The sequence below is a fragment of the Georgenia ruanii genome, assembly GCF_009193175.1.
GTDB classification, from domain to species: domain Bacteria; phylum Actinomycetota; class Actinomycetes; order Actinomycetales; family Actinomycetaceae; genus Georgenia; species Georgenia ruanii.
On sequence record NZ_VUKE01000022.1, the window covers coordinates 37,691 to 59,653 of the forward strand.

19 protein-coding genes and 1 tRNA gene are annotated in these 21,963 nt (G+C 75.7%); 8 read left to right on the plus strand and 12 right to left on the minus strand.

The window, feature by feature from the left end:
* Positions 1-8 precede the first annotated feature (8 nt).
* Positions 9-710: an HAD family hydrolase gene (locus tag GD880_RS17690; RefSeq protein ID WP_264372299.1), complete on the minus strand. Its 702-nt coding sequence runs from the start codon at positions 708-710 to the stop codon at positions 9-11.
* Between the two features lie 245 nt (positions 711-955).
* On the opposite strand from GD880_RS17690, the gene GD880_RS17695 reads away from it, so the two are divergent.
* Positions 956-1,882 (plus strand): PAC2 family protein, encoded by a 927-nt coding sequence (locus tag GD880_RS17695; protein WP_152232931.1) that lies wholly within the window; start codon positions 956-958, stop codon positions 1,880-1,882.
* A gap of 134 nt (positions 1,883-2,016) precedes the next feature.
* Here GD880_RS17695 and mshC read toward each other — a convergent pair whose 3' ends face one another.
* A complete protein-coding gene (gene mshC / locus GD880_RS17700) occupies positions 2,017-3,282 on the minus strand; it encodes a cysteine--1-D-myo-inosityl 2-amino-2-deoxy-alpha-D-glucopyranoside ligase (protein WP_152232932.1) in 1,266 nt (421 codons plus the stop codon).
* Between the two features lie 65 nt (positions 3,283-3,347).
* On the opposite strand from mshC, the gene GD880_RS17705 reads away from it, so the two are divergent.
* Positions 3,348-4,346 carry a CorA family divalent cation transporter gene (locus GD880_RS17705; protein WP_152232933.1) on the plus strand — a complete coding sequence of 333 codons (999 nt, stop codon included), beginning with the start codon at positions 3,348-3,350 and terminating at the stop codon, positions 4,344-4,346.
* Positions 4,347-4,352: 6 nt separating this feature from the next.
* Here GD880_RS17705 and GD880_RS17710 read toward each other — a convergent pair whose 3' ends face one another.
* The gene (locus GD880_RS17710) at positions 4,353-5,210 is read right to left on the minus strand and encodes an undecaprenyl-diphosphate phosphatase (protein WP_152232934.1); all 858 of its coding nucleotides are present in this window, start codon (positions 5,208-5,210) and stop codon (positions 4,353-4,355) included.
* Between the two features lie 202 nt (positions 5,211-5,412).
* Between GD880_RS17710 and GD880_RS17715 the strand changes: the two genes are divergently transcribed.
* Complete coding sequence (locus tag GD880_RS17715; RefSeq protein WP_152232935.1) at positions 5,413-6,405, plus strand: aldo/keto reductase; 993 nt, start codon at positions 5,413-5,415, stop codon at positions 6,403-6,405.
* A gap of 66 nt (positions 6,406-6,471) precedes the next feature.
* Here GD880_RS17715 and GD880_RS17720 read toward each other — a convergent pair whose 3' ends face one another.
* Entirely contained in the window at positions 6,472-6,750 is a 279-nt protein-coding gene (locus GD880_RS17720) for a DNA primase (RefSeq protein WP_152232936.1), read from the minus strand.
* A gap of 136 nt (positions 6,751-6,886) precedes the next feature.
* Between GD880_RS17720 and GD880_RS17725 the strand changes: the two genes are divergently transcribed.
* Positions 6,887-7,111, plus strand: coding sequence for a DUF5703 family protein (locus tag GD880_RS17725; RefSeq protein WP_152232937.1), 225 nt, complete (start codon positions 6,887-6,889; stop codon positions 7,109-7,111).
* Positions 7,112-7,203: 92 nt separating this feature from the next.
* Here the strand turns inward: GD880_RS17725 and GD880_RS17730 are convergent, their stop codons facing one another.
* The gene (locus tag GD880_RS17730) at positions 7,204-8,571 is read right to left on the minus strand and encodes a M20/M25/M40 family metallo-hydrolase (RefSeq protein ID WP_152232938.1); all 1,368 of its coding nucleotides are present in this window, start codon (positions 8,569-8,571) and stop codon (positions 7,204-7,206) included.
* A gap of 66 nt (positions 8,572-8,637) precedes the next feature.
* On the opposite strand from GD880_RS17730, the gene GD880_RS17735 reads away from it, so the two are divergent.
* From GD880_RS17735 to GD880_RS17745, 3 genes are read left to right on the plus strand one after another with little or no spacing between them, the layout of a single operon-like run.
* Positions 8,638-9,387 carry a LamB/YcsF family protein gene (locus tag GD880_RS17735; RefSeq protein WP_152232939.1) on the plus strand — a complete coding sequence of 250 codons (750 nt, stop codon included), beginning with the start codon at positions 8,638-8,640 and terminating at the stop codon, positions 9,385-9,387.
* Entirely contained in the window at positions 9,384-11,009 is a 1,626-nt protein-coding gene (locus GD880_RS17740; protein ID WP_152232940.1) for a 5-oxoprolinase subunit B/C family protein, read from the plus strand. Before GD880_RS17735 ends, GD880_RS17740 begins: the two co-directional genes overlap by 4 nt.
* A gap of 21 nt (positions 11,010-11,030) precedes the next feature.
* Entirely contained in the window at positions 11,031-12,764 is a 1,734-nt protein-coding gene (locus GD880_RS17745) for an acetyl/propionyl/methylcrotonyl-CoA carboxylase subunit alpha (protein WP_152232941.1), read from the plus strand.
* Positions 12,765-12,799: 35 nt separating this feature from the next.
* On the opposite strand, the gene GD880_RS17750 is transcribed toward GD880_RS17745, so the two are convergent.
* The 5 genes from GD880_RS17750 to GD880_RS17770 form a co-directional block, all read right to left on the minus strand.
* Positions 12,800-13,789: an LLM class flavin-dependent oxidoreductase gene (locus tag GD880_RS17750; RefSeq protein ID WP_152232942.1), complete on the minus strand. Its 990-nt coding sequence runs from the start codon at positions 13,787-13,789 to the stop codon at positions 12,800-12,802.
* 49 nt (positions 13,790-13,838) lie between these two features.
* Positions 13,839-14,624: a putative hydro-lyase gene (locus tag GD880_RS17755; protein WP_152232961.1), complete on the minus strand. Its 786-nt coding sequence runs from the start codon at positions 14,622-14,624 to the stop codon at positions 13,839-13,841.
* 31 nt (positions 14,625-14,655) lie between these two features.
* A complete protein-coding gene (locus GD880_RS17760; protein ID WP_226909792.1) occupies positions 14,656-15,873 on the minus strand; it encodes an NRAMP family divalent metal transporter in 1,218 nt (405 codons plus the stop codon).
* Positions 15,874-16,069: 196 nt separating this feature from the next.
* Positions 16,070-18,202 carry a M3 family metallopeptidase gene (locus tag GD880_RS17765; protein ID WP_152232943.1) on the minus strand — a complete coding sequence of 711 codons (2,133 nt, stop codon included), beginning with the start codon at positions 18,200-18,202 and terminating at the stop codon, positions 16,070-16,072.
* A gap of 116 nt (positions 18,203-18,318) precedes the next feature.
* On the minus strand, positions 18,319-19,416 hold the full coding sequence (locus tag GD880_RS17770; RefSeq protein WP_152232944.1) for a bifunctional GNAT family N-acetyltransferase/nucleoside triphosphate pyrophosphohydrolase family protein: 1,098 nt from the start codon (positions 19,414-19,416) through the stop codon (positions 18,319-18,321).
* A gap of 267 nt (positions 19,417-19,683) precedes the next feature.
* Here GD880_RS17770 and GD880_RS17775 point away from each other — a divergent pair.
* Positions 19,684-19,769 (plus strand) — tRNA-Leu (locus tag GD880_RS17775).
* 19 nt (positions 19,770-19,788) lie between these two features.
* On the opposite strand, the gene GD880_RS17780 is transcribed toward GD880_RS17775, so the two are convergent.
* Positions 19,789-21,201, minus strand: coding sequence for an ATP-binding protein (locus GD880_RS17780; RefSeq protein ID WP_152232945.1), 1,413 nt, complete (start codon positions 21,199-21,201; stop codon positions 19,789-19,791).
* Positions 21,198-21,872 (minus strand): response regulator transcription factor, encoded by a 675-nt coding sequence (locus tag GD880_RS17785; RefSeq protein ID WP_152232946.1) that lies wholly within the window; start codon positions 21,870-21,872, stop codon positions 21,198-21,200. The genes GD880_RS17780 and GD880_RS17785 overlap by 4 nt, the downstream gene beginning before the upstream one ends.
* Positions 21,873-21,963: the final 91 nt, after the last annotated feature.

Sequence of the window (21,963 nt, forward strand, 5' to 3'; positions counted from 1 at the left end):
TGGCCGGGCTACCGCAGCGCGGCGGGCTCGAGCGCGTCGACGACCTCGCCGGCCGCCACGCGCGCGAGCAGCTCGAGGTCGGCGTCGGCGAGGCTGGCGAGCCGGCTCAGCCCCGGCCGCGGCTCCACCGGCAGCATGAGCGGGACGGCGATGGTCCGGGCGCCGGACGCCAGGGCCGCGGTGACGCCGGTGGGCGAGTCCTCGACGGCCACGCACGCCGCCGGGTCCACCCCGAGGCGCTCGGCCGCGGTGAGGTAGGCCTCGGGGTGCGGCTTGCCCCGGGTCACCTGGTCGCCGGTGACGACCTCGGCGAACGTGCCCGCGGGTGCGGCGGAGACGACGGCGTCGGCGAACGAGGTCCACGACATCGTCACCAGGGCGCACGGCACCCCGGCGTCGCCGAGCGCGGCGAGCAGCTCGCGGGCCCCCGGCCGCCACGGCGCGCCGTGCGCCCGCACCCGCGCGATCACCCCGTCGAGCAGCTCGGCGACGATCTCCTCCTCCGTGCCGGGCAGGCCGGTCTGGGCCTTCATGATCGCCGCGGAGGTGCGCAGGTCGTTGCCGACGAGCTGCAGCGCCTGCTCGTGCGTCCAGCTGCCGCCGTGGCGGACGACTAGCTCGGTCTCCGTGGCCATCCAGTACGGCTCGGTGTCGACGAGGGTGCCGTCCATGTCCCACAGGACGGCGGCGGGAAGGGGCGGGGTCAGCACCCCCCGAGGCTACCGGCCCGCCCGGCGTCGCCCGGCGCCCGGCCGCCGCGCGGCCTCGCGCCCCCGGGCCGCCGCCCGCCTGGGGCGTCGTCACGGCTCTGGCCCGCGCACCCGCGCGGGTGAGACCAGCCCGGACGACGTGGGAACCGGGCCCCGAACCGGCCACCCGGCCTCAGCACCTCGGACGCCCGAGAAGGGCGGTGCCTCACAACCCCGGGTTGAGAGACGCGCTTTAGGGTGGGCACATGACGAGCTCTCACGACGACGGCACCCCCGCCCCGGACACGGCCCCCGAGCCGGCCGACCGGGAGGTCCCGCCCGCCCTGCTGCTCGCCGCGTTCGAGGGCTGGAACGACGCCGGCGGCGCCGCGACGCAGGCGCTCGAGGTCGTCGCCGAGGCCTGGGACGCCGAGGTCGTCCATGACGTGGACCCCGAGGACTACCACGACTTCCAGGTCAACCGGCCCCAGGTGGGCGTCGACGAGGACGGCCGACGCACCCTGACCTGGCCGAGCACGACCATCTCGGTGGCCCGCACCCCGGTCACCGGCCGCACCATCGTCCTCGTCCAGGGCGTCGAGCCCTCGTTCCGCTGGCGCGCCTACTGCGAGGAGATCCTCGACGTCGCCCAGGGGCTCGGCGTGGGCACCGTCGTCGGCATCGGCGCGCTGCTCGCGGACGTGCCCCACTCGCGGCCCATCCCGGTCCAGACCACCTCCAACGACGCGCAGGTCCAGGCGCTGCTCGGGGTGGAGGGCTCGGACTACGAGGGGCCCTCCGGCATCGTCGGGGTGCTCGTGCACCAGGCCGCCGAGCGGAACCTGCACACGCTGAGCGTGTGGGCGGCGGTTCCGCACTACGTGGCGCAGCCGCCCTCGCCCAAGGCGACCCTGGCCCTGCTGCTGCGCCTCGAAGAGCTCGTCGGTGAGCCGCTGCCGGTCGGGGAGCTGCCCGACGACGCCCGCGCCTGGCAGGCCGGCGTGGACGAGCTGGCCGGGCAGGACCCGGAGGTGGCCGAGTACATCCACCAGCTCGAGGAGGCCAAGGACACCGCCGACCTGCCCGAGGCCAGCGGCGAGGCCATCGCCCGCGAGTTCGAGCGGTACCTGCGCCGGCGCGACATCCGCCGCGACAAGGGCGAGAAGGGCGACCCCGGGCCGGCGGGCCTGTAGCGGGCCCGCGTTCCCCCGGGCCGGCGGGCCTGTCGCGGGCCCCCGCGTTCCCCCGGGCCCGCGGGCGGGTCTGTCGCGGGCCCGCGCCCTTGCTGCACGGCGGCCCCTACCGGGGGCGCCGCCCTACCGGGTCGTCAGAGGGCCACGCCGAGCAGCGCGTCGACGGTGCGCCGGGCGAGCTCCGCTCCGCCGACGTCCGCCGCACCGGGCGCCAGGGCCGCGTCGACCCACCGGTCCATCGCCGCCAGCGCCGTCGGGGCGTCGAGGTCGTCCGCCAGGGCCGCGCGCACCTCGGCGAGCAGGTCCTCGGCCGCCGGGCCGCCGTCCCCGGTCATGGCCTGGCGCCACCGGGCCAGCCGCTCGGTGGCGGCCGCGAGGTCGGCGTCGGTGTACTCCCAGCTGTCGCGGTAGTGGTGGGCCAGCAGCACGAGCCGGACCGCCATGGGGTCAGCACCCCCGGCCACCAGCTCGGAGACGAGCACGAGGTTGCCCCGGGACTTGCTCATCTTCTCGCCCTCATAGGCCACCAGCCCGCCGTGCGCGTGGAGCAGCACGGGCGCGGGGGTGTGCTGCAGGACCCGCAGGTGCGACTCGCTCATCTCGTGGTGCGGGAAGACGAGGTCGCGGCCCCCGCCCTGGACCTCCACCACGGGGCCAAGATGGTGCAAGGCGATGCATGCACACTCGATGTGCCAGCCGGGCCGGCCCCGCCCGAGCGACCCGCCGTCCCAGTCCGGCTCGCCCGGGCGTGTGCGCCGCCACAGCAGCGGGTCCAGCGGCTCGTGCTTGCCGGGACGGTCGGGGTCGCCGCCGTTGTCGGCGAACACCCGGCGCATCTGCTCCGGCTCGAGCCCGGCGCCGGTGCCGAAGAGCGGGTCGGCGGCGAGGTCGGCGTAGACGTCGCCGAGCTCCGGCTCCGTCCCGCCGGCGCCCTCGGGCAGGGCCACGCGGTAGGCGCTGCCCTCGGCGACCATGCGCTCCACGGCCTCGACGACCAGGGGGATGGCCTCGACGGCGCCGACGTAGTGGTCGGGCGCCACCACGCGCAGCGCCGTCATGTCCGAGCGGAAGAGGTCCGTCTGGCTGTCGGCGAGCTCGCGCCAGTCCTGGCCGTTCTCCGTGGCGCGCTCGAGCAGCGGGTCGTCGACGTCGGTGACGTTCTGGACGTACCGCACCTCCCGCCCGGCGTCGCGCCAGGCGCGCACGAGCAGGTCGAAGCCGACATAGGTGTTGGCGTGGCCGAGGTGCGTGGCGTCGTAGGGCGTGATCCCGCAGACGTACAGGGTCGCGGGGCCCTCGGGCCGGGTGGGGGCCGGGGCGCCGGCGAGGGTGTCATACAGGTGCACCTGGGCACCGTGTCCGGGAAGGGCGGGGATGTCGGGCGAGGTCCAGGCATGCACCCCCCGACCTTAACCGGCGCGCGAGGGTCCCCTGCGCCGGGGACATCTGACGGCACAATGCGGCCATGGCGCTCCTCTGGTCCTCGGCCGCCGGGCGGCACCTCACCCCGGTCACGCTGGCTTCCGACGAGGACCGGGAGGCGGTGCGCCGCGCCCTCGGCACCACCACCAGCACCAGCACCAGCACCAGCACCCTCACTTGGGTGCACGTGACGCCCGACGCCCCCGACGAGCTGACGGCCCTGCTCGAGGTGTGCGGCCTGCCGGCGGGCCTCGCCGCGCACCTGCTCCACCAGCGCGACCACCACGGCGGCGCCGGCGTGGTCGCCGACGGCGTGCTCGTCCCGCTGGGCCTGCTCCGCTTCGAGGCCGGGACCGCCGAGGTCGAGGTCGACCGCCTGGCGTGCCTGTGCGTGCCGGGGCTGGCCATCACCGTCGGCCGGGACGGCGACGTCGTGCGCGACGTCGGGGAGGCGCTGCCCGGCGACGCCACCCAGGGCTCGCTCGGCGTGCTGACGGCGGCCGCGACGGTGGCGGGCCGGCGCGCGGTCGACGCCGAGATCGGCCTGGCCGACGCCGTCGCCAAGGTCGAGCAGGCCGTCTTCGGCGCGGGCTCGACGGACCCGGCGCAGGTGATCTACCGGCTCAAGCGCGAGCTCGCCGAGGCCCGCCGCGCGCTGACGCCGATGGTGACCCGGCTCGGCGCCCTCGACGACGAGGACCTCCCGCCGGCACTGGGGACGGTCTCCCGGCGGACCCTGCACCGCCTCGCCGCGGCCCTGCGCCGCACCGCCGACCAGGTGGACGGACAGGACCGGCTCCTCGGCGACCTGCTCACCGTCCAGCTCACCCTGGTACAGGTCCGCCAGAACGCCGACATGCGTCGCATGGCCGCCTGGGCCGCGCTCATCGCGGTGCCGACCATGGTGGCCGGCGTGTACGGCATGAACTTCCGGCACATGCCCGAGCTGAGCTGGCCCTACGGCTACCCGGCGGTCCTGGCGGTGCTGGTCGTCGCCGTCCTCGTGCTGCGCCGGCTGTTCAAGCGCTCGGGGTGGATGTAGCCCGGCTCAGCCGGCCGGCGTCACCACCGCCGACGTCGCCTCGACGACCCCGGTCAGCAGCAGGACGACGACCACCGCGGCCAGCGCGAGCCGGTAGATCACGAACGGCAGGTAACTGCGGGTGGAGACCAGCTTGAGGAACCAGATGATGACGACGTAGCCGACGACGAAGGCCACGAGGGTGGCGAGCAGCGTCGGCCCCGGGTCCACCCCGCCCTCGAGCCCGTCGGTGAACAGCTTGTAGAAGCCCGAGCCCAGCACCGCCGGGATCGCCAGCAGGAACGAGTACCGGGCCGCGGCCTCGCGGGTGTAGCCCATGAGCAGCCCGGCGGTGATGGTGCCGCCCGAGCGGGAGACGCCGGGGATCAGCGCCAGCGCTTGTGCGAAGCCGAAGAGCACGGCGTCGCGCCACGTCATGTGCTCGAGCAGCTTGGTGCGCCGGGAGGTGGCGTCGGCGATCCCGAGCAGGACGGCGAAGACCGACAGGGTCACCACGGTGATCCAGAGGTTGCGGAAGGTGGTGTCGATGGCGTTCTGGAAGAGGACGCCGAGGACGACGATCGGCACGGAGCCGACGATGACGAACCAGCCCATGCGGGCGTCGGGGTTCGAGGTCGGCACGGTGTTCTTCCACGGGCCCACCGGCAGCGCCCCGAACCACGCCTTGATGATCCGGACGATGTCCCGGCGGAAGTACAGGACGACCGCCGCCTCGGTGCCGATCTGGGTGATGGCCGTGAACGCCGCCCCCGGGTCGGCGCCCATGAGGTCCCCGACGATGCGCAGGTGCGCGCTCGAGGAGATGGGGAGGAACTCGGTGAGGCCCTGCACGAGCCCGAGGATCACTGCTTCCAGCCATGTCACGGTCGGTCACCCTACGACACTGCTCTGGCGACGGACCGGCCGTCGTGACGGAAGTGTCGCAGGTCACGCAGGTCACGCGGGCCACCGCGCCGGGCGCCCCGCGGCCACCGCGCCGCCGCCGAGGCACCGCGCCCGGTCGCCCGGCCGCCGCGGCGCCGGGCGCGGGCACCACACTGCCGGTCCCGGCCGATACCGTGACCCCATGCAGCAGCGCAGGGTCGGTCGCACAGGGCTGACGGTCTCCGACGTCGGGCTGGGCACCATGACGTGGGGCCGGGACACCGACGAGCACGAGGCCGCCGAGCAGCTCGAGGTCTTCCTCGACGCCGGCGGCTCGTTGGTCGACACCGCCGCCACCTACGGCGACGGCGCCGCCGAGGAGGTCATCGGGGCCCTCCTGGCCAGCGCCGTCGACCGGGACGACGTCGTGCTGGTCTCCAAGGCCGGGGTGCGCACCCGCCGCACGGGCGACGGCGGCGGCGTCGTCGACGCCTCGCGCGGCAGCCTGCTCGACACCCTCGACGCGTCGCTGGCCCGCCTCGGCACCGATCACCTGGACCTGTGGCTGGTGCAGTCCCCGGACCCGGCGACCCCGATCGAGGAGACCGTCGGCGCCCTGGAGCACGCCGTCCGCACCGGACGGTGCCGGTACGTGGGCCTGTCGAACTTCCCGGCGTGGACGACGGCGCAGGCCGCCACGCTCCTGGCCGCCGGCGGCCCGCTGGGCCCGGGCGCGCCGGGGCTGGCCGCCGTCGAGGTGGAGTACTCGCTGCTGCAGCGCGGGATCGAGCGCGAGCTGGCACCGGCCGCGCGGGCGCTGGGCGCCGGGGTGCTGGCGTGGTCGCCGCTGGGGCGCGGGGTGCTGACGGGCAAGTACCGCCACTCGGTCCCGGCGAGCTCACGGGCGGCCTCACCGCACCTTCGTGGCTTCGTCGAGCCCTACCTCAACGACCACGCGCACGGCGTGGTCGAGGCGGTCACCACCGCGGCGTCGGGCCTGGGCCGCACCCCGCTGGAGGTCGCGCTCGCGTGGGTGCGCGACGCCCCCGGGGTGTGCTCGGCGATCGCCGGCGCGCGCACGGCCGGTCAGCTGCGCGGGGTGCTCGCCGCGTGCGACCTCGCGCTGCCCGACCCCATCCGGGCGGTGCTGGACGAGGTCACGAGCCCGGAGCTGGGCTACCCCGAGCGGTTCTGACCGGGGAACCCCGCCGGGCCCGGTCGCGAGCCGGCCGCGCTGGCCCGGGTCGACGAGCCGACCGGACTACTCCTCGTCGGTGAACTCCTCGAGGTCGTCCTCGTCGAGCTCGCCGTCCTCGTCGTCGTACTCCTCGTCGTCCTCGTCGGAGTAGATGTCGAACGGCGTGTCGACCCCGAAGCCGGTGAACAGGGCGTCGTCGTAGGTGTCGAAGGCGTCCATGAGGGTGTTCGCCGCCGCCACGACGGCCGGGGCGTCGCTGTCCTGCGCCGCGGCGACCGCGTCGTAGTGTGCCTCGAACGCGGCGATGAGTCGGTCGAGCGCAGCACGGGGGTCGATAGCCATGTCGCTGAGCCTAGCGCCCGTCCAGGGGTGGCACAGCCCGTCACTGACCTGCGCGGACGGCGAACAGCGCCTCCCACACAGGTGTTGCTGACTACCATCCGAGGACGACCGGAGGGAGCATATGGGGATGCCGAGCATGGACCACGCGTTCGCGTCGCGCCGGGGCAACCGGAACGCGACGTACTACGAGTACCGCACCGTCACCCTCCCGGCGTCGGTGGACCGCGGCGACGTGCGCCGGCTGCTCACCGACGAGGCCGAGTACGGCCGGTGGGAGCTGGCCCGGACGCGTGTCTACGTCGGCGGGGCCCGGAAGGTCTGGCTGCGGCGCAAGGCGATGCAGGTGGCCAGCACCCTCTGACCCCGGGGGCTGCACGTCCGCCGGGCGCGGGTGGTTGCGCGCGGAGGACGGCACCCGCGCCCGCGCGCAGGCGAGGCACGGCGCCGGGGGGCTCAGCAGGTGCGCAGCAGCCGCTCGAGCACCCGGGTGCCGAACTGCAGCGCGTCGATCGGCACCCGCTCGTCGACGCCGTGGAACATGCCCGGGAAGTCCATGTCCGCCGGCAGGCGCAGCGGGACGAAGCCGTAGCCGGTGATCCCCAGCCGGCCCAGCGCCTTGTTGTCGGTGCCCGCCGAGAGCATGTAGGGCAGCACCTGCGCCCCGGGGTCGAACGCGTCGACCGCGGCGATCATCGCGTCGACGAGGTGCCCCTCGAACGGCGCCTCGATCCCGGCGTCCTCGTGCAGGGCCTCGATCCGCACGCCCGGCCCGGCCAGCTCCGCGATCATCGCCCGGGCCGCGGCCTCCTCCCCCGGCACCGGCCGCAGGTCGACGGCGCCGCTGGCGGCGCCGGGGATGACGTTGGCCTTGTACCCGGCGTTCAGCTGGGTGGGGTTGGCACCGGTGCGCAGGGTGGCGCCGACGAACTTCTTCGCCGGGCCGAGCGCGTCGACCAGCCGCGCGATGCCCTCTGGGTCCTCCGGGTCGAAGGTGGTGCCGGTCAGCTCCGCCACCCCGGTCAGCAGCTGGCGCACCGTCCCGGTCAGGTGCATGGGCCAGGCGTGCGCGCCGATGCGGTGGATCGCGCCGGCCAGGCGGGTCACCGCGTTGTCCTCGTTGACCTGCGAGCCGTGGCCCGCCGTCCCCTCGGCCAGCAGCCGCAGCCACGCCAGGCCCTTCTCCGCCGTCTGGAGCAGGTACACCCGCCGCCCGTCGATCTCCACGGAGTACCCGCCGACCTCGCTGATCGCCTCCGTGGCGCCGGCGAAGACCTCCGGGCGGTGGTCGACCAGCCAGTGCGCGCCGAAGTGGCCGCCGGCCTCCTCGTCGGCGAGGAACGCCACGACCAGGTCGCGCGCCGGCCGCCACCCGGTGCGGCCCATGTCGCGCACGAGCGCGAGGATCATCGCGTCCATGTCCTTCATGTCCACGGCGCCGCGGCCCCACACCATGCCGTCGCGGATCTGCCCGGCGAAGGGGTCCACCGACCAGTCGGCCGCCTCGGCGGGGACGACGTCGGTGTGCCCGTGCACCACCAGCGCCCCGCGGTCCGGGTCGGTGCCGGGGATGCGCAGCAGCACGCTGGCCCGGCCCGGCGCGGACTCGACCAGCTCGGGGTCCCAGCCGACCTCGGTGAGCAGCCCCATGACGTGCTCGGCCGCCGCCCGCTCCCCCGGGCCCGACCCGTCGCCGTAGTTGGAGGTGTCGATGCGGATGAGGTCCCGGCAGATGCCGACCACCTCGTCCTCCGGGCGCGGCGTCGCGGGCCCCTCCGGGCGGGTGGTGGCGGGCGAGGCGGTGGGGGCGGGCTCGGCACTCATGCCGCCAGGCTACCCACCGGCCCGCCCGCAGGACGGACGCCCGCCCGGTGGCGGAGAATCGAGCCCATGGACCTCAACAGCGACGTCGGCGAGTCCTTCGGCTCCTGGACGATGGGCGACGACGAGTCGATCATGCGCGTCGTCTCGAGCGCGAACGTGGCCTGCGGCTTCCACGCCGGCGACCCGGTGGTGGCCCGCGCGACGTGCGCGGCGGCCGCCCAGGAGGGCGTCACGGTGGGGGCGCACGTGTCCTACCGGGACCTGGCCGGGTTCGGCCGGCGGTTCATGGACGTCTCCCCCGCCGAGCTGACCAACGACGTCATCTACCAGATCGGCGCGCTGCAGGCGATGGCCGCCGCCGCCGGGACCACCGTGCGCTACGTCAAGCCCCACGGCGCGCTGTACAACACCATCGCCAAGCACGAGCAGCAGGCCCGCGCCGTCGTCGAGGCGATCCGCACCGTGGACGAGTCCCTGCCGATCCTCGTGCTGCCGGGCAGCGTCATCCAGCGCGAGGCCGAGGCGGCGGGGCTGCGCGCGGTCGTCGAGGCGTTCGCCGACCGGGCGTACAACGCCGACGGCTCGCTGGTCTCCCGCCGGCTCGAGGGCTCGGTCATCCACGACCCCGAAGCGGTCGCCGCCCGGGTGGTCCAGATGGCCACCGACTCGACGGTGGAGACCCTCGACGGCCAGACGATCGGCGTCGACGCCGAGAGCGTCTGCGTGCACGGCGACACCCCCGGCGCCGTCGCCATCGCCACCGCCGTGCGCGCCGCCCTGGAGGACGCGGGCGTGCCGGTGACGAGCTTCCTGTGACCGGCCCGCCCCGGCGCCACGTCCGCCCGGTCGGGGACCGGGCGGTGCTCGTCGAGTGCGAGAACCTCCAGGAGGTCATCGACCTGCACGCCACCCTGCAGCGCACCCCGCTGCCGGGCCAGCGCGACGTCCTGGCCGCCGCGCGCACCGTCATGGTCGTGGCCGCGACCCCCTCCGCGGTGGCGCGGCTGGCCCGGGACGTCGCCGAGGTGGCCGCGGAGCCCGGCGGCACCCGGGAGGGCCCGCTCGTCGAGCTGGACACGGTGTACGACGGCGAGGACCTCGCCGCGGTGGCCGAGCTGACCGGGCTGAGCCCGGAGGGGGTGGTGCGGGCGCACACCGGGCAGGTGTGGACGGCCGCCTTCGGGGGCTTCGCCCCCGGGTTCGCCTACCTCGTCGGGGAGAACCACGACCTGGACGTGCCCCGCCGGGACACCCCGCGCACCGCCGTGCCGGCTGGGGCGGTCGCCCTCGCCGGCGGGTTCTCCGCCGTCTACCCGCGCGAGTCCCCCGGCGGCTGGCAGCTCATCGGCCGCACCGGGGAGCGCATGTGGGACCTCGCCCGCCCCGAGCCGGCGCTGGTCCGGCCGGGCACCCGGGTGCGTCACCGGGCCGTGCGGGAGGTCGTCGCCGCGCCGGGTTCCGCCGCGACGGCGGGACCGGACGCGACGCCCGACGACGCGCCCACGGGAGCCCCGCGCGCCCGCTCCACGCCCCCCGATGCCGTGGCCGACGCCCCCGCCGGCGGCGCCCTCGTCGTGGAGGCCCCGGGGCTGCAGAGCCTCGTCGAGGACCTCGGCCGCCCGGGCTACCTCGACCTGGGCGTGTGCCCCTCCGGCGCGGTCGACCGGGGGGCGGCCGTGCGCGCCAACCGGCTGGTCGGCAACCCCCGCGACGCGGCGGTCCTCGAGACGGTGCCGGGCGGGCTGCGGCTGCGGGCCGACGGCGAGCAGGTGCTCGCCGTCACCGGGGCGCCGGCCGCGCTGAGCGTCGAGGGCGACGACGGCGCGCGCCGCCCGCCCACCGACGCCCCGTTCGCGCTGCGCGACGGGGAGGTCCTCGCCCTCGGCCCCCCGCGCGCCGGGCTGCGCGCCTACGTCGCCGTGCGCGGCGGCCTCGACGTCGCCCCGGTCCTGGGCAGCCGCGCGACCGACACGATGTCCGGGCTGGGTCCGGCCCCGCTCGAGGCCGGCGCGGTGCTGCCGGTCGGGGCGCCGCACCCGGGCGCCGTCGTCGCGGCGCCGGACCCCGCGCCGGCGTGGCCCGACGGGCCTGTGACGGTCGCCGTCGTCCCCGGTCCGCGGCAGGACTGGTTCGCGTCCGACGCCCTGGCCTCGCTGTGCCGGCAGCGCTGGGCGGTGACCGACCGGTCCAACCGGGTCGGGCTGCGCCTGGACGGCGAGCGCCTCGCGCGCACCCGCACCGAGGAGCTGCCCAGCGAGGGCACCGTCGCCGGCGCCGTGCAGGTGCCCGCCTCCGGGCTGCCGGTGGTGTTCCTCGCGGACCACCCCACCTCCGGCGGCTACCCCGTCATCGCCGTCGTCCGCACCGCCGACCTCGACCGGCTCGCCCAGGTGCGGCCGGGCGACCTGCTGCGGTTCGTCCCCGCCCCACCGTCCTGAACCGCCCGCGAAAGGAGCCCCGTGCGCAAGGTCCTCATCGCCAACCGCGGCGAGATCGCCCTCCGCGTCGTCCACGCCTGCGCCGACGCCGGGCTCGCCTCGGTGGCCGTCTACGCCGACCCCGACGCCGCCGCACCGCACGCCCTGCTGGCCGACGAGGCCTACAACCTGCCCGGCTCCGGCGCGGGCGAGACGTACCTCGACATCCCCCGCCTGCTGGACGTGGCCCGCCGCAGCGGTGCCGACGCGGTCCACCCCGGCTACGGGTTCCTCGCCGAGAACGCCGACTTCGCCCAGGCCGTCCTCGACGCCGGGCTGACGTGGGTGGGCCCCTCGCCCGAGGCGATCCGGGTGCTCGGCGACAAGGTCTCGGCGCGCGAGCTGGCCCGCCGGGCCGGCGCGCCGCTGGTGGCCGGCAGCGATGGTCCCGTCCCCTCGGCCACCGAGGCGCGCCGGTTCGCCGAGGAGCACGGCGTGCCGGTGGTCATCAAGGCGGCCTTCGGCGGCGGCGGCCGCGGCATGCGGGTGGTGCGCCACCTCGACGACGTCGAGGACGCCTTCGCCTCGGCCCAGCGCGAGTCCCGGGTGGCCTTCGGTCGTGACGAGTGCTACATGGAGCGGTTCCTCGACCGGCCCCGGCACGTCGAGGCCCAGGTCCTGGCGGACACCCACGGGACCGTCGTGGTGCTCGGCACCCGGGACTGCTCGCTGCAGCGGCGCCACCAGAAGCTCGTCGAGGAGGCGCCGGCCCCGTTCCTCACCGAGGACCAGCGCCGGCAGGTCCACGAGGGCGCCCGCGCCATCTGCGCCGCGGTCGGGTACGTGGGAGCGGGGACGGTGGAGTTCCTGCTCGGCGCCGGGGGCGAGCTGACGTTCCTCGAGGTCAACACCCGCCTGCAGGTCGAGCACCCGGTCACCGAGGCCACCACCGGCATCGACCTGGTCCGCGCCCAGTTCGCCGTGGCCGACGGCCAGCCGGTGCCGGTCCGCACCGACCCCGAGCCCGCCGGGCACGCCATCGAGCTGCGCATCAACGCCGAGGACGTCGGCCGCGGGTTCCTGCCCGCGACCGGCACGATCACCACGTTCGTCGCCCCCAGCGGGCCGGGGGTGCGCCTGGACACCGGGGTGCGGCAGGGCTCGGTGGTCTCCCCGCACTTCGACTCCCTGCTCGCCAAGGTCATCGTGCACGGCCGGGACCGGCAGGAGGCGCTGCGCCGGGCACGCCGGGCGGCGAACGAGATGGAGATCGGCGGGGTGGCCACGGTGCTGCCCTTCCACCGGGCCGTCCTGCGCGACCCGGACTTCTCCGCCCCGGACCGGCTCGGCGTCCACACGACCTGGATCGAGCACGAGTTCGCCGAGCGGGTCGCGGCGGACCCGGCCTTCCACGACGCCGCCCCCGCCGGCCGGCGGCGGGTGGTCGTCGACGTCGACGGCCGGCGGGTGGTGCTCGGGCTGCCCGCGGACCTGCTCGCGGGGCTGGCCGCGAGCGGCGGGGACGGCGCCGGGACCGACGACGGCGCGGCGGCCCCGGCGGACGCGGCCGCGCTGACCGCGCCGATGGGCGGCACGGTCGTGCGGTGGCTGGTCGAGCCCGGCGAGCAGGTCGCCCGGGGCGACGCCGTCGTCCTGCTGGAGGCGATGAAGACCGAGACCCGGCTGGTGGCCCACCGCGACGGCGTCGTCGAGCCGCGGGTGGCGGCCGGGGAGCACGTGGACACCGGCGCCACGCTCGCGGTCATCGAGGCCTGAGCGCCGGGCGGCCCGGCGGCGGCGCCCGGGTCCGCTCAGCCCGCCGCCAGCCGCGGCCCGATGACGTCCCGGAAGGCGGCGACCTCCGCGACCGGCAGGGCGTACCCGGTGGCCTCGGTGTGGGCCGGGAAGAGGAAGACGTGGTCCGCCCCGGTCTCCGCCCGCGCCCGCAGCAGCCGCTCGGCGCAGTGCTCGGCCGGGCCGAACAGCCCCAGCGCGTCGCACACCCGGGCGGCGAGCGCGGGCGAGAGGTCCTCGGGCCGGTGGTCCTCCGGGATGTCCAGCCCGGCGAGGCGCAGCCAGTGCAGGTTGGCGGGGCTGGGGTAGGCGAGGAAGGGCCGGCCGGGCCGGAACCAGCGCCGTGGCCACGCCAGCGCCTCCTCGAACGGCGCGACGGCGGTGGGGACGATGAGGATCTCCTCCAGCCCCGCCGGGTCGCGTCCCGCCCGCCGCGCGCCGGCGGCCACGTGGGCGCGGGCGGCCGCGACCGCCCGCGGGTCGAGCCCGACGAGCATGAGCACGCCGTCGGCGACCTCGCCGGCAAGCTCGAGCATCCGGGGCCCGGCGGCGAGGACGAGCACCCGGGCGGGCGGCGCGGCGGCGTTGTTCATGCGCAGCTCGTGCCCGTCGAGGCTGGCCGTCTCGCCGGCGAGCAGGCGCCGCACGGCGGTGACGACCTCACCGAGGTAGGCCCGGCGCGCCTGCGCCCGCCCGGCCCGCTCCACCGACAGGAAGCCGGGGGCGAGGGTGAGCAGCACCCGCCCGGGGGCGATCTCGGTCAGCGCGTTCGCGGTGGCGGCGAGCACCAGCGCGTGGCGGGTCAGCGGGTTCGTCGTCGCCGGGTACAGCTCCAGGCGGGAGGTCGCCGCGGCCGCGAGCGCGAGGGTGACGTAGACGTCGCGGCCGGAGTGGTGGTGGTCGTGGATACCGACGCCGTGGAGGCCCGCCCGCTCGCACCCGACGACGAAGTCGACGACCTCGGGCACCGGGCGCCCGACCGGCACCCGGAGGTCGACGGCGATCACGGCACCGCTCGGGCGACGGTGGTCACGGCCCGGTACCGGGCGACGGCGGTCACGGGACCTGGTAGGCCGAGTCCCGCACGTCGGTGACGAGCATGTGCCCCGGCGCGTGCCCGATCGCCAGCGGCGGGCGGGACTCCATGACGGCGGCCTGTGGGGTGACCCCGCACGCCCAGAACACCGGCAGCTCCCCGGGGCCGATCGTCACGGGGTCGCCGAAGTCGGGCGCGTCGAGGTCGCGGATGCCCAGCGCCCCCGGGTCGCCGACGTGGACCGGGGCGCCGTGGACGGCCGGGTAGCGGGAGGTGACGCGCACGGCGTCGGCCACCTGACCGGCCGGGATCGGGCGCATGGAGACCACCAGCGGCCCGGACAGCGCCCCGGCGCTCGCGCAGCGGCGGGCGGTGCGGTACATCGGCACGTTGGCGCCCTGCTCGATGTGGGCGATGCGGATGCCGGCCTCCTGCAGCGCGGTCTCGAAGGTGAAGCTGCACCCGACGAGGAAGGCCACGAGGTCCGCGCGCCAGTGCTCGCGCGCGTCCGGGGTGTCGGTGACCTTCTCGCCGTCGGCGTAGACGGTGTACAGGGGCAGGTCGGTGCGCACGTCCCCGCCGGCGAGCAGCGGCCCGGCGACCTCGCCGGCGTCGAGGACCCCGAGCACCGGGCAGGGCTTGGGGTTGCGCTGGGCGAAGAGCAGCATGTCGAAGGCGTACTCGCGGGGCACGGCGATGAGGTTGGCCTGGGCGTAGCCGCGCGACCACCCGGCGGTGGGCGTGACGAGCCCGGCCCGGAAGCGGGCCCGGGCCTGGGCAGGGGTGAGCCGGGCGGCGTCGGCCAGGTCGGGGGCGAGGGTCGGGGAGGTCACGCGATCACGTCCACAGCGCGGAGATGCCGGCGAAGGAGTTGTAGCCGAAGTACAGGGTGAGCAGCCACGCGAGCACCCCGAGCACCAGCAGCCAGCGCGGGTAGCGATAGCCGCGCAACAGGTCCCGGCGCCGCCAGGCCACCCAGAGGATGACGGCGAAGCCGATGGGCAGGATCAGCCCGTTGAAGGCGCCGGCGAAGATGAGCAACGCCGAGGGGGCCTGACCCACGACGACGAAGACGACGGCGCTGACGGCGATGAACAGGCAGGTGAGGAGACTGCGGGTGCGGGGGCTGGCCGTGGGTTTCGTGACAAACGTGATGGAGGTGTACGCCGCGCCGATCACCGAGGTGATCGAGGCGGCCCAGAGGACCACGCCGAACAGCCGCATGCCCAGCTCACCGGCCGCGACGCCGAAGGCCTGGGCCGCAATGTTCTCTCCCACGAGCTTCGCCCCGCCGGCGACGACGCCGAAGATCGCCAGGAAGAGCAGGAACCGCATGAGACCGGTGATGATCACGCCCATGACCGAGCTGCGGCTGATGTACCTGACGCTGTCCGGGCCGCGGACGCCGGCGTCGATCATGCGGTGCGCCCCCGCGTAGGTGATGTACCCGCCCACCGTCCCGCCGATGAGGGTGGTGATCACGAAGAAGTCCACCCGCTCCGGAGCCACCATGTTCTTCAGCGCCTCGCCGACCGGCGGCCCGGACTCGATGGCGACGTAGAGCGTCAGCAGGATCATCAGCGCCCCGAGCACCACGACGATCCGATCCATGGCGATGCCGGCCCGGCGGCTGAGGAACACCGCGATGGCGATCACGGCGGTGATCACCCCGCCGGCCGTGGTGTTCAGCCCGGTCGTCGCGTTGATGCCGAGCCCGCCGCCGGCGGTGTTGCCGATGTTGAAGACCAGCCCGCCGGCGAAGACGAGGACGGCGAGCACCACCCCCACCCCGGGCAGCACCCGGTTGCCGAGCTCGTTCGCGCGCAGGCCGGTGATCCCGATGACCCGCCAGACGTTGAGCTGGACGCAGATGTCCACGACCACCGAGGCGAGGATCGCGAAGGCGAACGCCGCACCGAGCTCGACGGTGAAGTTCGCGGTCTGGGTGATGAAGCCGGGGCCGATGGCGCTGGTGGCCATGAGGAACATGGCCCCGAGCAGCCCGGTGCGGTGCGTCCGGGAGATGCGGGCGGGTGCGTCGGCGGGCTGGGCCATGGAAACCCCCTGGGCACGCGGTTCGCCGTGGGCGCGGCGCCCCGGGGCGGGCACCGGCGGGCCGGCACGCCGTCGCCGGCCCGCCTCCATCATGGGACGGGCGGCACGGGTCGGCACGCGGGCCGACGGCGCAGCCCGGGTCGCGCCGTCGGGCCCGGCCCGGTCGGGGGCCCGGCCCGGTCGGGGCCCTGGCCCGTCAGTCGGTCAGCCCCCGGCGCACGAGCAGCGGGTCGATGCGGGCGTCGCGCCCGCGCAGGTCCCGGAAGGACTCGAGCGGGTCCTGGGAGTACCCCCGCGAGAGCAACGCCTCGCGGAATCGCTGCCCGGCGGCGCGGTTGAGGCCGCCGTCGTCCGCGCGGGCGTGCTCCTTGAACCACTCGACGGTGTCGGCGTCGAGCACCTCGGACCAGATGTAGGAGTAGTAGCCGGCGTCGTAACCGCCGCCGAAGGTGTGGTTGAAGTAGGTCGAGCGGTAGCGCGGCGGCACGAGGTCGAGGTGCACGCCCGCCCGCTCCAGCGCCTCCCGCTCGAACGCCTCGACCTCGCCGGGCTCGGCGGGCACCTGCCCGGGGACGACCTGGTGCCAGGCCTGGTCGAGCAGGGCGGCGCCGAGGTACTCGGTGGTCGCGAAGCCCTCGCCGTAGCTGCCCAGCGACAGCACCTTCTCGAGCAGCTCGGCCGGCAGCGGCTCGCCGGTGGCGTGATGGCGGGCGAAGCGGGCGACCACCGAGGGGTGGGTCATCCACATCTCGTTGACCTGGGAGGGGTACTCGACGAAGTCGCGCGGCACGGCGGTGCCGGACAGCGACGGGTAGCGCACGTCGGAGAACAGGGCGTGCAGGGCGTGGCCGAACTCGTGGAAGCAGGTGCGCACCTCGTCCCACGTCAGCAGCGTGGGCTGGCCGGGCGGCGGCGGGGTGACGTTGAGGTTGTTGACCGCCACCGGACGCTCGGCGAGCAGGTCGGACTGGTCGACCAGGCTGTGCATCCACGCCCCGCCGCGCTTGCCCGGCCGGGCGTAGTAGTCGCCGACGAACAGGCCCAGCCCGCGGCCGTCCTCCTCGCGTACCTCCCACACCCGCACGCCGTCGGCGTAGCCGGGCAGGTCCGGCCGCGGGTGGAAGGTGAGCCCGTAGAGCCGGTGCGCGGCGTAGAAGACCCCGTGCTCGACCACCCGGCCGAGCTCGAGGTAGGGGCGCAGCACGTCGTCGTCGACCGAGAAGCGCTCCTTGCGCAGCCGCTCGGCCTCGTAGACCCAGTCCGACGCCGCGAGGGCCCCGGCCCGGGCGGCGGGGTCCGCCTCGCGCGCGGCCTGCAGCTCGGCGGCCTCGCGCCGGGCGTTGCGCACCGCCGGCGGGGCGAGGCGGGCGAGCATCTCGTTGACCGCCGTGGCGCTCCCCGCGGTGTTGTCCTCGACGACGTAGGCGGCGTGGTGCGGGTAGCCGAGCAGCTCGGCCCGCTCGGCGCGCAGCCGGGCGATCTCGAGCAGGGTGGCCCGGGTGTCGGAGGCTGGGTCCACCCCCGTGCCGCGGGTGCGGGAGGCCTCCAGCAGGCGGGTGCGCAGCCCGGGGTCGGCGGCGCGGGCGAGCAGCGGCTGCTGGGTGGGCAGCATGAGCGGGATGAGGTACCCGCCGCCGGGCATGGTCAGGGTGGAGCCGGCCCGGTCGGCGGCGGCGCGGGCGAGGGCGGCGACGGTGCCCTCGTCGAGGCCGGCGAGCTCGGCCGGGTCCTCGACGCGGACGGCGCCGGCCTCCATGGCCTTGACCACCCGCTGCGAGAACTCGGTCTCCGACGTCACGATGCGGGCGTTGAGCGCGCGCAGCCGCTCCTGCTGGTCGTCGTCGAGCCGGATGCCGGCGCGGACGAAGTTCTTGCGGTAGGTGTGCAGCAGCCAGGACGTCTCGGCGTCGAGGTCGAGCAGCGCCGCGGCGTGCGCGAGCGACTCCAGCCGGTCGTAGATGCGCCGGTCTAGCCAGAAGGCGTCCCCGTGCGCGGCCAGCAGCGGAGCGACCTCGGACTCCAGGGCGTGGATCTCGTCCCCGCCCACGGCGCTGACCAGGGTGTGGAAGACGGTCATCGCCCGGCGCAGCAGCCGCCCGGACCGCTCGACGCGCTCGAGGGTGTTGGCCACGTCGGGCACGGCGGCGTCCGTGGCCACCGCCTCCCACTCGGCGCGCTGGCCGGCCATGCCGGCGACGATGGCCGGGCGCAGGTGCTCGATCCGCACGGCGCGAAAGTCCGGCAGCCCGTAGGGCAGCGGAGACGGCGCGGCGAATGGATTGGCGGCGTCGAGCAGGGCGTCCCCGACGTGCGCGGAGGTCTCAGGCATGCCGCTCATTGTGCCCCCCGCGCGCTGGGCCGCTCCCATGTCGCGCTGTCACGGTCTCGAATGTGCGACCGCCCGTGCCGCGACGCGGCGCCCGGGTGAGAAGAACCGTCAGCCGCTCAGCGACCACCGCCGGGCCGATAGCCGCGCCGGGCGAGCACGCCGGCGATGTCCGGCGGGAAGAACCCCGGGCCCTTGAGCACCTTGCCGTCCTCGCGGTAGATCGGCCGGCCGTCGGCGCCGAGCTTGGACAGGTTGGACGCCTGGATCTCGGCGAGCACCTCGTCCAGCGCGATGCCGCACTCCAGCGCCATGCCGTAAACCACGTACGTCAGGTCGCCCAGGGCGTCGGCCGCCTCGACGGTGTCCCGGGTCCCGTCGTCGGCCGCGACCGCCCGGGTGAAGGCCGCGGACATCTCGGCGCCGGCCGCCTCGCCGTAGACCGCCTCGACGAGCTCGGCGAGCTCCTCGGCCACCAGCGCCATGCGCATGTGGACCCGGTCGCGGTCCACGCTCGGCGGGTCGGTGACCACCGGCAGGTGGTAGGTGTCGTGGAACTGGCGCACGAGCGCCTCGGGGTCGCGCGGGTCAGCCGCGGCGCCCGGGTTGGGCGTGGCGTGCGCCGTCGTCGGGGCCGCGGCGCCGGTGGGCCCGTCCCAGGCGGCGACGGGTTCGCGCGGGTCGTCGCGCTGGATGGTGCCGATCCAGCCGTCCGCCCACGTGCCCCGGCGGGGGTTGAGGGCGCGCACGGTGCCCTCCTTGCGCACGCCGTTGCGCCAGGCGAGCTTCCAGGAGGGCCAGTTGTCGACGTCGGCGCGCCAGCCCACGGTGTGCAGGCCGAGCCGGTCGAAGGCCGCGTCGAGGACGACGCCGACCGCACGGGTCATGACCCCGCGGCCGCGGGCGTCGGCGGCGAGCCAGTAGCCGAGCTCGCCCTTGCCGTCGGCGACCTCGTGCAGGCCCACCATGCCCACGAGCTGCGCGGCGCCGTCGGTCACGGTGCGCACGGCCCACGTGGGCGAGCCGGCGCGCCAGCCGTCCGGGACCACGCCGGTGACGAAGCGCTCGGCGTCGGCCCGGGTGTACGGGCTGGGCACCGTCGTCCACCGCTGGATGTCGACCTCGGCGCAGACCGCCGCGATGCGGTCGACGTCGTCGGCGGTGGGGACGGACAGCAGGAGCGTGCCGTCGGACGAGCGCAGCGCGAAGGGTTCCATACCCCCGACGTTACCGGGGCGGGCGGCCACGCCCGCCTGCCCGCCGCCCTCGGCCCCGCCCGTGCCGGGGCGCCGGGCGGGCCGCGGCGGGGCCGCCGCGGGGGGTCGCGGACCGGCGGCCAACCGGGGCTGTGGGGTCGGTCACTTCGGGGTCGTTCCGGGCCTGACGGGTTCGGAGGCGCCCCTCGGGCCGTGCTATCTTTTACGACGTTGCCCGGGAGGGTGGCGGGGCCGGAGGCCACGCCAGACCGGCCGGCAGCACCACCTGTCCGGGTGGCGGAATAGGCAGACGCGCTAGCTTGAGGTGCTAGTGCCCTTTATCGGGCGTGGGGGTTCAAGTCCCCCTCCGGACACTCGTTGAGACAGCGACGATCAGGGCCCCCGACGTGCGGATGCACGGCCGGGGGCCTTGCTCGTCTCCGGCTCGGCGCCCGTCGCGTCGACCAGCAGCGGCAGCCGCAGCTCGAACACCGCGCCGGGGCCCGCGGCGTCGGCCAGCACGAGGGACCCGCCGTGCGCGGCGGCGATGGCGCGGCTGATCGCCAGCCCGAGCCCGCTGCCGCCGTGGTCACGGCCGCGTGCCTCGTCCAGCCGGGTGAAGCGGTCGAAGATCCGCTCGCGCTGGTCCGGCGGCACGCCGGCGCCGTCGTCCCCGACCCGCAGCACCGCCTCGCCCTGGCGCTGGCGGAGCGAGACGGTGACGGTCGTGCGCGCGTGCCGGGCGGCGTTGTCCACGAGGTTGCGCACCACCTGTCCCAGCTGGTCGACGTCGCCGAGCACGCGCAGGGCCGGCAGCGGGGCGACGTCCACCCGGACGCGGCCGAGCCTGCGCAGCCGGGCGGCCTGCTCGTGGACGACGTCGTCGAGGTCCACCTCCCGGCGGGGCACGGGCACCTGACCGTCGAGACGGGCCAGCAGGAGCAGGTCGTCGACGAGCCGCCGCATCCGGGCCTGCTCGGTCTGCAGGTCCCGCCCGACCTCCTGCCACAGGTCCAGGTCCTGCCGCGTGAGCGCCACCTCGACCAGGGCCTGCTCGTTGGCCAGCGGGCTGCGCAGCTCGTGGGAGGCGTCGGAGACGAAGTGCCGCTGGCGCTCGTGGGCGGTCTCGATCCGGCTGAGCATGGAGTTCATCGTCTCGGCGAGCCGGCGCAGCTCGTCGTGGGCACGCGGCAGCGGAACCCGCTGCGAGAGGTCGCCGGCGCCGATCGTGGCCGCCTTGCGCCGGATTCGTTCCACGGGGGCCAGGGCGTGCCCGACGGCGAGCCAGGTCACCAGCCCGGCCAGGGCGAGCACGGCGGGGAGGATCGCCCAGGTGAGCCGGGAGGTCTCCCCCACCACCCGGACCACCGGGGTCAGCGGCATGGCCACGAGAACGGTGCGCGGGGCCTGCGGCGTCCCGGCGGGCAGGGCGACGACCCGGTACGGCTCGCCGCCCTCCGCCGGCATCGCCGGGATGGTGCTCGCCTGCGGCGTGCTCACCGGCGAGCGCATGGCGGGCAGCCCCTCGATGTCGTGGCTGGCGGCCAGCACGCGACCGTCCGGGTCCAGCACCTGCGCCAGCGTCCGCCCCTCGGAGACGGCGTCGACGACGGAGGTGGGCAGCGGCGTGTCGACGAGGGAGGCGACGTACTCGGCCCGCTCCCGCGCCGCCGACTCGATGCCCGTCGTCAGGGCGTGGCGCAGCAGCATGGTCAGGGCGATCCCGGCGGCGGCGAGGATGACGGCGACGACGGCGGTCGCCACCAGGGTGATGACGGCGCGGACGCCCAGGCCCCCCTTCCTCACCTGCGCCTCCTGACGAGCCGGTATCCCAGGCCCCGCACAGTCAGGATGTCGACCCCCGGGGAGACGCCGAGCTTGCGGCGCAGCCGGCCGACGTAGACCTCGACGACGTTGGCGTCCCCCTCGAACGCCGGGTCCCAGACGTGCTCGAGGATCTCGGCCTTGCTGACCACGTGCTCGGCCCGGTGAGCTAGGTAGACCAGGAGGGCGAGCTCGCGGGCCGTGACGTGCAGCTCCTTCTCCCCCAGCCAGGTGCGCTGGTGGGCCGGGTCCACCCGCAGCGGGCCCACCCGGATCACCGCCTCGGTCCCCCGGTACCGGCGCCGGGTCAGCGCCCGCAGCCGCGCGGCGAGCACGACCGGCGAGAAGGGCTTGGACATGAAGTCGTCCGCGCCGATGTCGAGCGCGTCGGCCTCGTCGTACTCGCCGTCCTTGGCGGTGAGGAACAGGATCGGGGTAGCGTCGCCGCGGGCCCGCACCCGCCGGCACACGTCGTACCCGGACATGCCGGGGAGCATGACGTCGAGGACGATGACGTCGAACGCCTGCTCGCGCGCCTGCCAGTCGCCGTCGACGCCGTCGCCGGCCAGCACGACGCTGAAGCCCTCGGCCTCGAGGGTCCGGCGCACCGCCGACGCCAGCGGCCTCTCGTCTTCGACCAGCAGCACGCGCACCGTCCCTCCCCATCGACTCGCGGGCGTCTGCCCTCCACGGTAACCCCAGGAGCGAGGGGAGAGAATCGGCGGATTTTCGGCCTTTCTGGAC

Excerpts from the sequence above, each read along its gene's own strand:
- GD880_RS17695 (WP_152232931.1), top strand. The coding sequence starts at position 956 with ATGACGAGCTCTCACGACGACGGCACCCCCGCCCCGGACACGGCCCCC.
- GD880_RS17705 (WP_152232933.1), top strand. The coding sequence starts at position 3,348 with ATGGCGCTCCTCTGGTCCTCGGCCGCCGGGCGGCACCTCACCCCGGTC.
- GD880_RS17715 (WP_152232935.1), top strand. The coding sequence starts at position 5,413 with ATGCAGCAGCGCAGGGTCGGTCGCACAGGGCTGACGGTCTCCGACGTC.
- GD880_RS17720 (WP_152232936.1), bottom strand. The coding sequence starts at position 6,750 with ATGGCTATCGACCCCCGTGCTGCGCTCGACCGACTCATCGCCGCGTTC.
- GD880_RS17725 (WP_152232937.1), top strand. The coding sequence starts at position 6,887 with ATGGACCACGCGTTCGCGTCGCGCCGGGGCAACCGGAACGCGACGTAC.
- GD880_RS17730 (WP_152232938.1), bottom strand. The coding sequence starts at position 8,571 with ATGAGTGCCGAGCCCGCCCCCACCGCCTCGCCCGCCACCACCCGCCCG.
- GD880_RS17735 (WP_152232939.1), top strand. The coding sequence starts at position 8,638 with ATGGACCTCAACAGCGACGTCGGCGAGTCCTTCGGCTCCTGGACGATG.
- GD880_RS17760 (WP_226909792.1), bottom strand. The coding sequence starts at position 15,873 with ATGGCCCAGCCCGCCGACGCACCCGCCCGCATCTCCCGGACGCACCGC.
- GD880_RS17765 (WP_152232943.1), bottom strand. The coding sequence starts at position 18,202 with ATGCCTGAGACCTCCGCGCACGTCGGGGACGCCCTGCTCGACGCCGCC.
- GD880_RS17770 (WP_152232944.1), bottom strand. The coding sequence starts at position 19,416 with ATGGAACCCTTCGCGCTGCGCTCGTCCGACGGCACGCTCCTGCTGTCC.